The organism is Clostridioides sp. ZZV14-6154 (genome assembly GCF_020657785.1).
Classification (GTDB): Bacteria; Bacillota; Clostridia; order Peptostreptococcales; family Peptostreptococcaceae; genus Clostridioides.
Genome location: NZ_JAGWCY010000079.1, coordinates 1 through 266, shown reverse-complemented (window position 1 = coordinate 266; position 266 = coordinate 1). Strand labels below are relative to the sequence as shown.

Annotated in this window: 1 protein-coding gene; it reads left to right on the top strand. The window is 33.1% G+C overall.

Translation table 11 applies throughout. The features are described 5' to 3' along the window. Window positions 1–266 (top strand): transposase (locus KGF45_RS19815; RefSeq protein ID WP_227830521.1); only part of this gene is annotated, 266 nt, incomplete at both ends.

Here is a 266-nt window from a genome sequence, read left to right as displayed (position 1 = left end):
ATAAATTAGCAGGTGCAATAAGTGAAGTTAGTTGGTATGAATTTAGAAGGTTACTTGAGTATAAAGCTACTTGGTATGGGAGATTAATTTCTGTAATAGGAAATACATATCCATCAAGTCAGTTATGCAGTGTATGTGGTCATAGAAATAAAGATGTAAAAAACTTATCACTTAGAAAGTGGGTTTGTTCAGAGTGCCATACACAGCATGACAGAGATATAAATGCCAGCATAAATATACTAAAAGAAGGATTAAGATTAGTGGGG